11 protein-coding genes are annotated in these 14,429 nt (G+C 54.1%); 9 read left to right on the forward strand and 2 right to left on the reverse strand.

What is annotated here, in order from left to right; genetic code table 11:
* The first annotated feature begins 13 nt into the window (after nt 1-13).
* Nucleotides 14-1,021 carry an NAD-dependent epimerase gene (locus tag F3I47_RS00575; protein ID WP_009089903.1) on the forward strand — a complete coding sequence of 336 codons (1,008 nt, stop codon included), beginning with the start codon at nt 14-16 and terminating at the stop codon, nt 1,019-1,021.
* Nucleotides 1,022-1,096: 75 nt separating this feature from the next.
* On the opposite strand, the gene hns is transcribed toward F3I47_RS00575, so the two are convergent.
* Nucleotides 1,097-1,504 carry a histone-like nucleoid-structuring protein H-NS gene (gene hns, locus F3I47_RS00580; protein ID WP_058958169.1) on the reverse strand — a complete coding sequence of 136 codons (408 nt, stop codon included), beginning with the start codon at nt 1,502-1,504 and terminating at the stop codon, nt 1,097-1,099.
* 409 nt (nt 1,505-1,913) lie between these two features.
* Between hns and tdk the strand changes: the two genes are divergently transcribed.
* A complete protein-coding gene (tdk, locus tag F3I47_RS00585) occupies nt 1,914-2,534 on the forward strand; it encodes a thymidine kinase (protein ID WP_009089905.1) in 621 nt (206 codons plus the stop codon).
* Between the two features lie 67 nt (nt 2,535-2,601).
* On the opposite strand, the gene adhE is transcribed toward tdk, so the two are convergent.
* Complete coding sequence (gene adhE, locus F3I47_RS00590) at nt 2,602-5,289, reverse strand: bifunctional acetaldehyde-CoA/alcohol dehydrogenase (protein ID WP_150029520.1); 2,688 nt, start codon at nt 5,287-5,289, stop codon at nt 2,602-2,604.
* A gap of 460 nt (nt 5,290-5,749) precedes the next feature.
* Between adhE and F3I47_RS00595 the strand changes: the two genes are divergently transcribed.
* The 7 genes from F3I47_RS00595 (at nt 5,750) to oppF (ending at nt 14,354) form a co-directional block, all read left to right on the forward strand.
* Complete coding sequence (locus tag F3I47_RS00595) at nt 5,750-6,397, forward strand: YchE family NAAT transporter (RefSeq protein WP_009089907.1); 648 nt, start codon at nt 5,750-5,752, stop codon at nt 6,395-6,397.
* Nucleotides 6,398-6,979: 582 nt separating this feature from the next.
* A complete protein-coding gene (locus F3I47_RS00600; protein ID WP_150029628.1) occupies nt 6,980-8,602 on the forward strand; it encodes an ABC transporter substrate-binding protein in 1,623 nt (540 codons plus the stop codon).
* Nucleotides 8,603-8,753: 151 nt separating this feature from the next.
* Nucleotides 8,754-10,394 carry an oligopeptide ABC transporter substrate-binding protein OppA gene (gene oppA, locus F3I47_RS00605; protein WP_058958172.1) on the forward strand — a complete coding sequence of 547 codons (1,641 nt, stop codon included), beginning with the start codon at nt 8,754-8,756 and terminating at the stop codon, nt 10,392-10,394.
* 93 nt (nt 10,395-10,487) lie between these two features.
* On the forward strand, nt 10,488-11,408 hold the full coding sequence (gene oppB / locus F3I47_RS00610) for an oligopeptide ABC transporter permease OppB (RefSeq protein ID WP_009089910.1): 921 nt from the start codon (nt 10,488-10,490) through the stop codon (nt 11,406-11,408).
* A 14-nt stretch (nt 11,409-11,422) separates the two neighbouring features.
* Entirely contained in the window at nt 11,423-12,331 is a 909-nt protein-coding gene (gene oppC / locus F3I47_RS00615) for an oligopeptide ABC transporter permease OppC (protein ID WP_046101922.1), read from the forward strand.
* An 11-nt stretch (nt 12,332-12,342) separates the two neighbouring features.
* Nucleotides 12,343-13,356, forward strand: coding sequence for an ABC transporter ATP-binding protein (locus tag F3I47_RS00620; RefSeq protein ID WP_009089912.1), 1,014 nt, complete (start codon nt 12,343-12,345; stop codon nt 13,354-13,356).
* Entirely contained in the window at nt 13,353-14,354 is a 1,002-nt protein-coding gene (oppF, locus tag F3I47_RS00625) for a murein tripeptide/oligopeptide ABC transporter ATP binding protein OppF (protein ID WP_150029522.1), read from the forward strand. Before F3I47_RS00620 ends, oppF begins: the two co-directional genes overlap by 4 nt.
* Nucleotides 14,355-14,429: the final 75 nt, after the last annotated feature.

The raw sequence follows: 14,429 nt of genomic DNA on the forward strand, positions 1-14,429 counted from the left end.
TAACGAGGGATTTATGAACTTTCTGGTCACCGGCGCCGCAGGCTTTATTGGTTTTCATGTCAGTCAGCGTCTGCTGGCCGCCGGTCACCAGGTTGTCGGTATCGACAACCTGAATGATTATTACGACGTAAATCTCAAGCGTGCCCGTCTCGATTTAATTAATGCTGAACCTGGCTTTACTTTTATCGAGCGGGATCTGGCCGATCGTGACGCGATAGCGTCACTGTTCGGGCAGTATAATTTTCAGCGCGTTATTCATCTTGGCGCGCAGGCTGGCGTCCGCTACTCTATCGAAAATCCCCATGCTTATGCAGATTCCAATCTGACAGGTCACCTCAATATTCTTGAAGGCTGCCGTCATCATAAAATTGAACATCTGCTCTACGCGTCGTCGAGTTCCGTTTATGGCCTGAATCGTAAGATGCCGTTCTCAACGGACGACAGTGTGGATCATCCTGTCTCTTTATATGCAGCGACGAAGAAAGCGAACGAGTTAATGTCTCATACTTACTCGCACCTTTATCAGCTGCCGACTACTGGATTACGCTTCTTCACCGTCTATGGCCCGTGGGGCCGTCCGGATATGGCACTCTTTAAATTCACCCGCGCAATGATTGCCGGTGAGGCGATTGATGTCTATAACCAGGGCCAGATGAAGCGCGACTTTACCTATATTGATGACATTGCTGAAGCGATTGTGCGTCTGCAGGATGTCATTCCGCAGCAGGACGATCACTGGACGGTTGAATCGGGATCGCCAGCAACCAGTTCAGCACCGTATCGTGTTTATAATATCGGTAACAGTCAGCCGGTAACGCTGATGAGCTATATTGAGGCGATTGAAAAAGCACTGGGGATGACCGCGAAGAAAAATCTGATGCCGATGCAGCCCGGTGATGTGCTGGAAACCAGTGCCGACACCGAAGCCCTGTTTAAGGCGATTGGTTTTAAACCTCAGACCAGTGTGGAGGAGGGCGTAAAGCGCTTCGTTGACTGGTATCGTGATTTCTATCGCGTCTGAATAAAAAAGGAAGCGTACGCTTCCTTTTTTTTATTCCACCTCAGGCTGCCCGTCGGGCAGGAAAATAACGCGCCGTTACAGTAAAAAATCGTCCAGCTTTTTACCCTCTTCTTCCAGCGCTTTTTTAATTATGGCTGGCGTGCGGCCCTGACCGGTCCAGGTCTTTGACTCACCTTTTTCATCGGTATAACCATATTTAGCCGGACGCACCGAACGTTTGCTTTTTGCTGTCGCGCGGGTATCAGTCAGCATGCTGACCAGCTCAGAAGGGTCAATACCATCAGCCAGCAGCATTTCACGATACTGATTCAGCTTGCGCGCGCGCTCTTCATTTTCAGCCTGGAAATGCGACTCTTCTTCGCGACGTTCTTTTACCACTACGTCCAGTTTTTCCAGCATCTCTTCCAGTGTTTCAATGGAATACTCTCTGGCCTGGGCGCGCAGCGTACGAATATTATTAAGAACTTTTAGTGCTTCGCTCATTGTCCTGGTCTCTGAATAAGGGAGAAGTTGTGTTGCCCGATAATAGTAGTGGTGACATTAAATAACTTCAATCACAAATGTATTTCTTCAGCGAATAAAATGAAAATTAAAAAATAATGTTGATCATAAAAAATCAAAGCGATGCCCGGAAGAAATAATCTCCCCTCTGTCGTTATGAAATAAATTTAATGTATTTAAGTTGCTGCAAATAATGTCATCTCTTTTATTGCGGTTAAAATAAGAAAAACCTATTTCACTCTGCGACAGAGCCCATCGGCACTGGAAACGGTTCCTGATGAAAATTCTGGCTATCTGTCAGGTTTTCTCCCTCTCTCAGCAGCAATGCATGGGCTGTGCTTTGTGATAATATGCGCACCATTCTGTTCAGTCCTGATGAAGATACGCTCCTATGGCCCAACTCTATTTCTATTACTCTGCGATGAACGCAGGGAAATCGACCGCACTGTTACAATCCTCCTATAACTATCAGGAGCGGGGCATGCGCTCGCTGGTCTACACTGCCGAAATTGACAACCGTTTTGGTGCCGGTCAGGTAAGCTCCCGTATCGGACTCTCGTCACCAGCCTTGCTCTATAATGCCGATACCGCGCTGTTCAGCGATATTGCGGCGGAACATGCCGCACAGCCTATTCACTGCGTGCTGGTCGATGAGAGCCAGTTTCTCACCCGTGAGCAGGTCAAAGCGCTTTCTGATGTGGTCGACGATCTTGATATTCCAGTGCTCTGCTATGGCCTGCGTACCGATTTTCGCGGCGAACTCTTTGTTGGCAGTCAGTATCTGCTGGCGTGGGCCGATAAGCTGGTCGAACTCAAAACCATCTGTCACTGTGGCCGCAAGGCCAGCATGGTGCTGCGACTGGACAGCGAAGGGAAGCCTTTCAGTGAAGGTGAGCAGGTAGTCATCGGGGGGAATGAACGCTACATCTCGGTCTGCCGTAAGCACTATAAACAGGCCATAGAGCAGGGCTCGCTGCAGGCGATTCACGGCGCACATACGCCAGTCATCTGACACGTTTTTCAGCCAGTAAAAAACCCGCCGCGGCGGGTTTTTTTATCAGGTTATCAGAACGGTACTATCAGACTTTCTTCGCTTTCTTCTCCGCTTTAACTTCTTTTACCGGCTGTTCAGCGACCGCTTCGGCAACGCTTGAGAAAGGTTCGACAAACTCACGGCCGTAGTAGGTGTCGAGCATAATCTGTTTCAGCTCGGCAATCAGCGGATAGCGTGGGTTTGCGCCGGTACACTGGTCATCAAACGCATCATCGGCCAGCTTATCGACTTTGGCCAGGAAGTCCGCTTCCTGTACGCCGGCTTCGCGGATAGAGGTCGGAATGCCGAGCTCAGTTTTGATCTCATCCAGCCAGGCCAGCAGCTTCTCAATTTTCTGCGCGGTGCGGTCGCCAGGGGCGCTCAGGCCCAGGTGGTCAGCAACTTCCGCGTAGCGACGGCGCGCCTGTGGGCGGTCATACTGGCTGAACGCGGTCTGTTTGGTCGGGTTGTCATTTGCGTTGTAGCGGATGACGTTCGAGATTAACAGGGCGTTAGCCAGACCGTGCGGAATATGGAACTCTGACCCCAGCTTATGCGCCATGGAGTGACAGACCCCAAGGAAGGCGTTAGCAAAGGCGATACCGGCGATAGTGGCCGCATTGTGAACACGTTCGCGCGCCACCGGATTTTTGGCACCTTCCGCGTAGCTGGCGGGCAGGTTCTCTTTAAGCAGTTTCAGTGCCTGCAGTGCCTGGCCATCTGAGTATTCATTCGCCAGCACAGACACATAGGCTTCCAGCGCATGGGTAACCGCATCCAGGCCGCCGAAGGCGCAGAGGGAGCGGGGCATTTCCATCACCAGGTTGGCATCGACAATCGCCATATCCGGGGTCAGCGCATAGTCAGCGAGAGGATATTTCTGGCCGGTCGCATCATCGGTGACGACGGCAAACGGTGTCACTTCTGAACCGGTGCCGGATGTGGTGGTGATGGCCACCATACGCGCCTTGACGCCCATTTTCGGGAACTTGTAGATACGTTTACGGATATCCATGAAGCGCAGTGCCAGCTCTTCAAAGTGGGTTTCCGGATGTTCATACATCACCCACATGATTTTCGCTGCGTCCATCGGAGAGCCGCCACCCAGCGCGATGATTACGTCCGGTTTAAAGCTGTTCATCTGCTCGGCACCCTTACGCACAATGCTCAGCGTCGGATCGGCTTCAACTTCAAAGAAGACTTCCGTTTCAATACCGTGTGATTTCAGGACGCGGGTGACCTGATCGGCATAACCGTTATTGAACAGGAAGCGGTCAGTCACGATAAAGGCCCGTTTCGCGCCGTCCGTTGCTACCTCTTCCAGCGCAATGGGCAGGGAACCGCGACGGAAGTAGATAGATTTAGGAAGTTTATGCCACAACATATTCTCAGCTCGCTTGGCGACAGTTTTGGTGTTGATAAGGTGTTTCGGACCGACGTTCTCTGAAATCGAGTTGCCGCCCCAGGAACCACAACCCAGCGTCAGAGAGGGTGCCAGTTTGAAGTTGTAGAGGTCACCGATACCGCCCTGAGAAGCGGGCGTATTGATCAGAATACGTGCGGTTTTCATCCTGTCGCCAAAGTAGTGCACACGTTCGGTCTGGTTATCCTGGTCGGTATAGAGACACGAGGTGTGGCCGATACCGCCCATGGCGACCAGTTTTTCTGCTTTGTCTACCGCGTCGTTGAAATCTTTCGCCCGGTACATCGCCAGGGTTGGCGAAAGTTTTTCATGGGCAAAGGGTTCAGATTCGTCCACCAGCTTCACTTCCCCAATCAGGATTTTGGTGCTGGGTGGCACGCTGATGCCTGCCATCTCCGCAATTTTAAACGCGGGCTGGCCGACGATGGCGGCGTTCAGACCGCCGTTTTTCAGAATGATATTCTGTACCGCGCTCAGCTCCGCGCCCTGCAGCAGGTAACCGCCGTGGCTGGCAAAACGCTCACGCACTGCGTCGTAAACTGCATCAACCACGATGACCGACTGTTCCGAGGCACAGATCACCCCGTTATCAAAGGTTTTGGACATCAGAATCGAGGCGACGGCCCGCTTCAGGTCGGCGGTTTCATCAATCACCACTGGCGTATTACCGGCACCGACGCCGATGGCGGGTTTACCGGAGCTGTAGGCCGCTTTCACCATGCCCGGACCGCCAGTGGCGAGGATCAGGTTAATGTCAGGGTGGTGCATCAGCTGGTTTGACAGTTCAACGGAGGGGGCATCGATCCAGCCGATAATATCTTTTGGCGCACCGGCTGCAATGGCAGCCTGCAGCACGATGTCCGCCGCTTTGTTGGTGGCATCTTTGGCACGGGGGTGTGGCGAGAAGATAATACCGTTGCGGGTTTTCAGGCTGATTAATGCTTTAAAGATGGCGGTAGAGGTGGGGTTAGTGGTCGGCACAATGCCGCAAATCAGACCAATAGGTTCGGCGATAGTGATGGTGCCGAAGGTGTCATCGGTAGCTAACACACCGCAGGTCTTTTCATCTTTATAGGCGTTGTAGATATATTCTGACGCAAAATGGTTTTTAATGACTTTGTCTTCGACAATGCCCATGCCGGATTCGGCAACGGCCATTCTGGCGAGAGGAATACGAGCGTCTGCGGCGGCGAGGGCGGCGGCACGGAAAATGGCGTCGACCTGCTGTTGAGAAAAATTGGCATATTCACGCTGGGCTTTTTTTACACGTTCAACCAGTGCATTGAGTTCAGCGACATTCGTAACGGCCATGGTGTTCTCCTGAGGAAGTTAAACTTTTTTAGTAAACAATCCTGCGCCCTGAGTATAGTCACGCTGTCATAACGCGTCCTATCGGCCAGGAATGCATGGATTTTCAACTGTTTACTGAAAGAGTCTTGTCAGGCAGTCCGTCAGATTTTCATTGAGACTGCTAATACTTCCGTTACGAAAAGATTACCTGGTTTGGGGTAGGGTAATTTTGATGCAGATCAATTTAACCCCAAGCTGACACCTTTCAGCCGGGCTTTTTGCGCCACCTTGTTTCGAATCTGTTTGCACCATGTAAGCCGGCTTGCCATAGCGACAAAATCCAGTCTCATTCGGAACGCTGGGGGAATCCGCTATGGGTTCCGCCTTAAGTGGCATAAATAGCGGCGTATGCATCTGGCGTCTGTGCCGCTTTTCACTTACATTAGGCGCGATTTCCCCCCCTGCGTTACGGAGCCATGTCGTGAACCCTGCACTGTTAGATCTTTCAGGCTATATAAAATTCTTTGTCGGGCTGTTCGCGCTGGTTAATCCGGTCGGCATTATTCCGGTGTTCATCAGTATGACCCGCTATCAGGCGGCAGCTGAACGCAATAAAACGAATCTAACCGCCAACCTGGCGGTGGCTATTATCCTCTGGACCTCGCTGTTCCTCGGCGATGCGATTCTGCGGGTGTTTGGCATCTCGATTGACTCGTTCCGCATTGCGGGCGGGATTCTGGTCGTGACCATTGCGATGTCGATGATCAGTGGCAAGCTGGGCGAGGATAAGCAGAACAAACAGGAGAAGTCAGAAACGGCCATTCGTGAAAGCGTTGGCGTAGTGCCTCTGGCGCTTCCCCTGATGGCCGGTCCGGGTGCCATCAGTTCGACGATTGTCTGGAGCACCCGCTATCACAGCTGGCTTAACCTGCTGGGCTTTACGCTGGCGATTGCCATTTTTGCCTTATGTTGCTGGCTGCTGTTTCGGGCCGCGCCTTTAATGGTGCGGATACTGGGACAGACCGGCATTAACGTGATTACCCGTATCATGGGTCTGTTACTGATGGCCCTGGGTATTGAGTTTGTTGTTACCGGCCTGAAGTCTATATTTCCCGGACTGCTCAATTAACGCGTCACTTATTTCAGGCAGCGAAGCGTAAACCTGATCCGTAATGGTGCAATCGACGGTTTTATTGCACCATTACAATGCAATTATTCGTCACGCTTAAAAGATTCAGCCGATTATAAATTTCATTACTGCTGGCCGGTTCACAGACATCTGTCAGCAAAATAATGTCACGATTTTCACACCATATTCTTCTGTCTTGATTCTTCCCTCCCTCATAAACACCCGCCTGAGAGCCATCAGGCTGGATTTTTCTCAGGCCAGATGCCGACTTCGGAAGATAAGTACCAAAAACCGTGCGTATTTATGATGCAAAGCACGTCTGCATAGGGTTTCCGACTAAAACGCCTATTTTTCATATCGATATGATATTTTCAGGTCGAAAATTAACACTTCCGCTGCGTGACAACTCGTGATAAAAGAGAATTAGTTAACATTTTAGCTATTTTACTTTGGCGCCCTCTGATGGCTTCTGATAATTTCTGGCCCAGCGTGAATTTTTTTCTCCGAAAGTGCAAAGTGAGAACGCTTTTTGCTTAAGCCTGTCGGGATACTTAAAAAAGGTTGGCGTTTCGGATGACTGGGATGATGAATGTGCAGCAACAGCGGCTGACTCTCGCCGCACTGTTAATAGCGTTTCCGCCGGCTTATGCCGCCACGGTTCCTCCCGGAACGACGCTGGCCGCGCAGCAACAGATTGTGATTAACAATGGCAACGAAGTCTCTTCGCTGGATCCCCATAAAACCGAAGGTGTGCCGGAATCCAATATTATTCACAACCTGCTGGACGGTCTGGTTAACACCGATAATTTCGGTAAGGTCGTCCCCGGCGTTGCCCTGAGCTGGGAGAATCCGCAGCCCACCGTCTGGATCTTTAACCTGCGGGATGATGCTAAGTGGAGTAATGGTGAGCCGGTGACCGCCGCAGATTTTGTCTATAGCTGGCGTCGGCTGGTGGACCCTGCCACCGCGTCGCCTTACTCCAGCTATCTGCAGGCCGCCCATGTTGCCGGGATCGATGCGATTCTGGCTGGTAAAGCGTCACCCGATCAGCTGGGCGTGAAAGCGCTCGATGACCACCGGCTGCAGATTACGCTGACTGAACCGGTGCCTTATCTGGTAGCCATGCTGGCGCACACGGCGCTGAAGCCGGTTTATGCACCCGCTATCGAAGAGTGGGGCGACGCCTGGACCCGGCCGGGCCACTATATCGGTAACGGTGCTTATACCTTAAGCGACTGGGTGGTGAATGAAAAAATTGTTCTGAAGCGCAATCCTCACTACTGGGACAATGCCCATACGGTGATTGAGCAGGGGACCTTTCTGCCCATCGCCTCTGAAAACAGCGATATCAACCGCTACCGCAGTGGCGGAACGGACATCACCAACAGCGCCCTGCCGCCGGAGATGTTTGGCAAGCTGCGCAGGGATCTCGGCGATGAGGTGAAGATCAGTCCGCTGCTCTGCACGTTTTATTATGAAATCAATAACAAAAAGGCGCCGTTCACCGATCCACGGGTGCGCGCCGCCCTAAAGATGACCCTCGACCGTGAGGTGATTGCCAGAAAAATTATGGGGCAGGGACAGATTCCGGCTTACAGCCTGACGCCGCCCTTTACCGCCGGTATTAAGCTGACACCGCCAGCCTGGTTTACCTGGACGCAGGCGCAACGCAATGAGGCGGCGAAAAAGCTGCTGGCAGAGGCGGGATTCAACGCCGCCAATCCGCTGACCTTTACGCTGCTCTATAACACTTCCGATCAGAATAAACGGCAGGCGATTGCGGCCGCTTCAATGTGGCAGAAAAATCTCGGCGCAAAAGTCACCCTGCAGAATCAGGAGTGGAAGACGATGCTGGAGACCCGCCATCAGGCACAGTATGACGTGGTGCGAGCCACCTGGTGCGCCGATTACAATGAGCCTTCAACCTTCCTCAACATGCTGATCAGCAACGCCTCGATCAATACCGCCTTTTACAGCAGTGCGGCCTTTGACGAGCTGATGGCGAAGAGCCTGACGGCGGGCAGTGAGGCGCAGCGCTCGGAGTTCTATCAGCAGGCTGAAACACAACTCGACAAAGACTCACCCATTGTGCCAGTTTACTACCGCGTCAGTGTGCGCCTGGTGAAGCCCTGGGTTGGCGGTTTCACGGGCAAAGACCCGCAGGATATGACAGACCTGAAGTACTATTTTATTAAAAAACACTGATCTGCTCGCCATCCTGGTGAGACAGACGGGAAGCGCATCAGCAAACAGACCAATTTTTTGGGGTCACTCTCCCGGGTTAAGGGAGCCCGGAAACGGGGGACGCCGCGGCAGAACAGCGCTGCGGTGACGATAATAAAACTGGAGTGTAATAATGAACAACATCACGAAAAAAAGCCTGATTGCAGCGGGCGTCTTCGCCGCAATAAGTGCCCTGGCAGGGAATGCGGCTTTCGCGGCGACCGTGCCTGCAGGCGTTGAGCTGGCAGCCAAACAGGAACTCGTTCGCGGCAATGGCGATGAAGTGCAGTCGCTTGACCCGCACAAAATCGAGGGCGTGCCGGAAGACAACGTGGCGCGCGATCTCTATGAAGGTCTGCTGGTCAATGACAGCAACGGCAAACCGATCCCGGGCGTGGCGGAAAGCTATGAAAATAAAGATTTCAAAGTGTGGACTTTCCACCTGCGTAAAAATGCCAAATGGTCTAACGGCGAGCCGGTAACCGCGCAGGACTTCGTCTACAGCTGGGAGCGTCTGGTTGACCCGAAAACGGCTTCACCCTACGCCAGCTATCCTCAGTATGGTCATATCCTGAACGTTGATGACATCATCGCAGGTAAAAAGCCCATTACCGATCTGGGCGTGAAAGCGATTGATGACCACACGCTGGAAGTGACCCTGAGTGAGCCGGTTCCCTATTTTGATAAGCTGCTGATCAACTCCGTGATGTCACCGGTTTATAAACCGGCGATTGAGAAGTTCGGCGAACAGTGGACTCAGCCGCAAAACTGGGTCGGTAACGGTGCCTTTAAGCTCGACGCACACGTCATCAACGAACGCATCACGCTGGTGCGTAACCCGAACTACTGGGACAACGAGCACACCGTGCTGAACAAGGTTACCTACCTGCCAATCAGTTCTGAAGTCAGTGACGTCAACCGTTACTTCTCCGAGAACGGCAGCGACATGACCTATAACAACCTGCCGATCGAGCTGTTCAAAAAGCTGCAGCGCGAAAACGGCAAAGAGCTGCATGTCGATCCTTATCTCTGCACCTACTACTACGAAATCAATAACCAGAAAGCGCCATTTACCGATCCGCGCGTTCGTGCCGCCCTGAAGCTGGGTCTGGACCGTGACATCATGGTGAATAAAGTGCTGGCGCAGGGTCAGAAGCCGGCCTACAGCTTCACACCGCCAGCCACCGACGGTATGGAAATCCTGCCGCCAGACTGGTTCAAGTGGTCACAGGATAAGCGTAACGCCGAAGCGAAAAAACTGCTGGCTGAAGCGGGCTACACGGCGGATAAACCGCTGACCTTCAACCTGCTCTACAACACTTCCGATCTGCACAAGAAGCTGGCGATTGCCGCCTCGTCGATCTGGAAGAAAAACATCGGTGTGAATATCAAGCTGGAAAACCAGGAGTGGAAAACCTTCCTGGACACCCGTCATCAGGGTAACTTCGATGTGGCGCGTGCGGCCTGGTGTGCGGACTACAACGAACCGACTTCCTTCCTGAACATCATGCTCTCTAACAGCAGCAGTAACACCTCGCACTATAAGAGCGATGCGTTTGACAAAGTGGTGCGTGACGCAATCAAAGCGCCGGATGCCAAAGGCCGTGCAGCGGACTATCAGCAGGCCGAGCAGATCCTGGATAAAGACAGCACCATCGTACCGGTTTACTACTACGTGAATACGCGTCTGGTGAAACCTTACGTTGGTGGTTACACCGGTAAAGATCCGCTGGATAAAACGCTGTCTAAAGACTTCTACATCATTAAACACTAATAGCGTTCAGGCTATCAGCAGTGGCGGCGCCTCTCGCGCCGCCTTTTTACTATTTTTTATATGTTGTGAAGCAACAGCCTGGTAGGTACGGCAATGTTAAAATTCATCCTGCGTCGCTTGCTTGAAGCGATTCCGACGCTGTTCGTCCTGATTACCATCTCCTTCTTTATGATGCGACTGGCACCCGGCAGCCCCTTTACCGGCGAGCGCACCCTGGCACCGGAAGTGATGGCCAACATTGAGGCGAAATATCACCTCAACGATCCTATCGGTAAGCAGTATGTCGATTACCTGGTCCAGCTGGCCCACGGCGATTTCGGCCCATCCTTTAAATACAAAGATTATTCGGTTAACTATCTGGTCGCGCACGCGTTCCCGGTCTCGGCAAAACTGGGTCTGGCCGCGTTCCTGCTGGCGATCGTGCTCGGCGTCACGGCCGGGGTCATCGCCGCGCTGAAACAGAACACCCTGTGGGACTTCGCGGTGATGGGGGTGGCGATGACCGGCGTGGTGATACCCAGCTTTGTGGTCGCGCCGCTGCTGGTCCTGCTGTTCGCGATCAGCCTGAAATGGCTGCCGGGCGGGGGCTGGAATGGCGGGCAGTGGAACTACATGCTGCTGCCGATGGTGGCACTCTCACTGGCCTACATTGCCAGTATTGCCCGTATCACCCGTGGATCGATGATTGAAGTGATGCACTCCAACTTTATCCGCACGGCTCGCGCCAAAGGCTTACCGCTGCGCCGCATTGTGCTGCGTCATGCGCTGAAACCGGCTCTGCTGCCGGTCATCTCCTATATGGGGCCCGCCTTTGTCGGCATCATCACCGGTTCGATGGTGATCGAATCGATCTACGGTCTGCCGGGCATCGGTCAGCTGTTTGTTAACGGCGCACTGAACCGCGACTACTCGCTGGTGATGAGCCTGACGATTCTGGTCGGTCTGCTGACCATCCTGTTTAACGCGATTGTTGACGTGCTCTATGCCGTCATCGATCCCAAAATTCGTTACTGATTGCGGAGTTCGCCATGATGTTAAGTAAGAAAAACAGCGAAGCTCTTGATGCGTTCAGTGAGAAGCTGGAAGTAGAAGGGCGCAGTCTCTGGCAGGACGCGCGTCGTCGTTTTATCCATAACCGGGCAGCCCTGATCAGCCTGCTGGTGCTGCTGGTCATTACGCTGTTTGTGATTATCGCGCCGATGGTGGCGCAGTTCACCTACGACGATACCGACTGGGCGATGATGTCTTCACCGCCGGATACCACTTCCGGTCACTGGTTCGGCACCGACTCGTCGGGGCGTGACCTGCTGGTGCGTGTGGCCATTGGCGGCCGGATCTCCCTGATGGTCGGCGTCGCCTCCGCCCTGATCGCCGTGGTGGTCGGTACCTTGTATGGCTCTATTGCCGGTTACCTGGGCGGCAAAACCGACTCGGCGATGATGCGTGTTCTGGAAATCCTCAACTCCTTCCCGTTCATGTTCTTCGTGATCCTGCTGGTGACCTTCTTTGGTCGTAACATCCTGCTGATCTTTGCCGCCATCGGCATGGTTTCATGGCTGGATATGGCGCGTATTGTGCGCGGCCAGACGCTGAGCCTGAAGCGCAAAGAGTTTATCGAAGCCGCTCATGTAGGTGGGGTATCGACCTGGAAAATTGTGGTGCGCCATATCGTGCCCAACGTGCTGGGGGTGGTGGTGGTTTACGCCTCACTGCTGGTGCCCAGTATGATCCTGTTTGAATCCTTCCTGAGCTTCCTGGGTCTGGGCACGCAGGAACCCCTGAGCAGCTGGGGCGCACTGCTGAGCGACGGAGCCAACTCCATGGAAGTGTCGCCGTGGCTGTTGCTGTTCCCGGCGGGCTTCCTGGTGGTCACGCTGTTCTGTTTCAACTTTATCGGCGATGGCCTGCGTGATGCCCTCGACCCGAAAGATCGTTAAGGAGTTTCCCGATGACTATTCATGAATTTCAGCCAGCGATGGCGGCCCGCGCGGGAAGCGAACAGCTACTTACGGTCAAAGATTTACGCGTCACCTTTGGCACGCACGATGGTGATGTCACCGCGGTGAACAATCTGAACTTCTCGCTGCGCGCAGGGGAGACGCTGGGCATTGTCGGTGAGTCCGGTTCGGGCAAGTCACAGACCGCCTTTGCCCTGATGGGGCTGCTGGCGAAAAACGGGCGCATTGGCGGTTCTGCGCTGTTCAACGGCAAAGAGATCCTGAATCTGCCGGAAAGCCAGCTTAACCGGCTGCGCGCTGAGCAGATCGCGATGATCTTCCAGGACCCGATGACCTCGCTCAATCCCTATATGCGGGTCGGCGAGCAGCTGATGGAAGTGCTGAAACTGCACAAGGGGATGAGCAGCGCACAGGCTTTCGAAGAGTCGGTGAGAATGCTGGATGCAGTGAAGATGCCGGAAGCGCGCAAGCGAATGAAAATGTATCCGCATGAGTTCTCCGGTGGGATGCGCCAGCGCGTGATGATCGCCATGGCGCTGCTCTGCCGTCCAAAGCTGCTGATTGCCGATGAACCGACCACGGCGCTGGATGTGACGGTGCAGGCGCAGATCATGACGCTGCTCAATGATCTGAAGCGCGAGTTCAACACCGCCATCATCATGATCACCCACGATCTCGGCGTGGTGGCGGGGATCTGCGACAAAGTGCTGGTGATGTACGCCGGACGCACCATGGAGTATGGCCGCGCCCGCGATGTCTTTTATCAGCCCGCCCATCCTTATTCGATCGGCCTGCTCAATGCCGTACCACGCCTGGATGCCGAGGGCGAGAGCCTCACGACCATTCCGGGGAATCCACCCAATCTGCTGCGTCTGCCGCAGGGCTGTCCGTTCCAGCCGCGCTGCCCGCACGCGATGGATATCTGCACCCAGTCGCCGCCGCTGGAGCCGTTTGGCGATGGCCGTCTGCGTGCCTGCTTTAAGCCGGTGGAGGAGTTAGTATGAGCACCGTAGCTGAAAAGAAAGTGTTACTGGAAATCGCCGACCTGAAGGTGCATTTCGACATCAAAGATGGCAAGCAGTGGTTCTGGAAGCCTTCAAAGACCCTGAAAGCGGTGGACGGGGTCAGCCTGCGTCTCTATGAAGGGGAAACCCTGGGCGTGGTGGGCGAGTCCGGCTGCGGCAAATCGACGCTGGCACGCGCCATTATCGGGCTGGTCAAAGCCACAGAAGGGCGTGTCGCCTGGTTAGGCCGCGATCTGCTCGGTCAGAGCGAAGAGGAGTGGCGCAAGGCGCGCAGCGACATTCAGATGATCTTCCAGGACCCGCTGGCCTCTCTGAATCCGCGTATGACTATCGGCGATATCATCGCCGAGCCGCTGCGCACCTATCATCCGAAGATGGCGCGTCAGGAAGTGAAAGACCGCGTCAAAAATATGATGATGAAGGTGGGCCTGCTGCCGAACCTGATTAACCGCTATCCGCATGAGTTTTCGGGCGGCCAGTGCCAGCGTATCGGCATCGCCCGTGCGCTGATTCTGGAGCCAAAGCTCATTATCTGTGATGAGCCGGTATCGGCGCTCGACGTGTCGATTCAGGCGCAGGTAGTGAATCTGTTGCAGCAGCTGCAGCGTGAAATGGGACTGTCCCTGATCTTCATCGCGCACGATCTGGCCGTGGTGAAACATATCTCTGATCGCGTGCTGGTGATGTATCTGGGACATGCGGTGGAGCTGGGCACCTACAGTGAGGTCTATGGCAATCCGCAGCACCCTTACACCCGGGCGCTGATGTCTGCCGTGCCAATTCCCGATCCCGATCTGGAGAAGAACAAGCAGATTCAGCTACTGGAGGGGGAGCTGCCGTCGCCGATCAATCCGCCGTCAGGCTGTGTGTTCCGCACCCGCTGTCCGATTGCCGGACCGGAGTGTGCGAAAACTCGTCCGCTGCTGGAAGGCAGCTTCCACCATGCGGTCTCCTGTCTCAAGGTCGACCCGCTCTGAAGCAAAACGCCGGGCAATTGCCCGGCGTTTTCTGTTCTGGGATGCTGCGCCACGACGTCATTCACGTCACCGCGC

This window comes from Pantoea sp. M_10, assembly GCF_008631515.1.
GTDB lineage: Bacteria > Pseudomonadota > Gammaproteobacteria > Enterobacterales > Enterobacteriaceae > Pantoea > Pantoea anthophila.